Here is a 575-nt window from a genome sequence, read left to right as displayed (position 1 = left end):
TATACCCTATTGGCCTTTTTTATTTCTGCGCTATACTAGGAATTATAAATGTTCACTAGAACTGTCCAAAAGGAGAACTGGAAATGGCTAAAATCGGTTATGCGCGTGTGAGTTCCAAGGAGCAACATTTAGATCGACAGTTATCGGCTTTAAAAGACGTTGATAAATTATTTACGGATAAAGTAAGTGGGGCTAACACTAATCGGCCAGAACTGCAAAAAATGCTGGCCTATATTCGTGAGGGTGATATTGTAATGGTCACTGAATTAGATCGCTTAGGCAGAAACAACCATGATTTGACTAAGATCATGAACTCCATTCAAAATAAGGGTGCCACCCTAGATGTGTTGAATTTACCGTCCATGACAGGGATTGCTGACCCAAATTTACGTCAACTGATGACTAACATCATCATTGAACTGTATAAGTATCAGGCTGAAAGCGAACGTAAGCGAATCATCGAGCGTCAGCAACAAGGGATTGCCCTCGCCAAACAGCAGGGTAAATATCATGGACGCAAACCCCAATATGCCAAAGATGATCCCCGTTTGCAACTGCTTCTATACTGATAATTG

The 575-nt window shown here is 41.0% G+C and carries 1 pseudogene; it reads left to right on the top strand.

Annotated features, from left to right (window positions below):
* Nucleotides 1-83 precede the first annotated feature (83 nt).
* Nucleotides 84-554, top strand: a pseudogene (locus FD36_RS06370) (recombinase family protein); the annotation flags it as partial.
* Between the last annotated feature and the right edge of the window lie 21 nt (nt 555-575).

The organism is Fructilactobacillus sanfranciscensis DSM 20451 (assembly GCF_001436035.1).
GTDB classification, from domain to species: domain Bacteria; phylum Bacillota; class Bacilli; order Lactobacillales; family Lactobacillaceae; genus Fructilactobacillus; species Fructilactobacillus sanfranciscensis.
The sequence above is the reverse complement of the archived record's forward strand: the minus strand, read 5'-3'. Positions and strand labels throughout refer to the sequence as shown.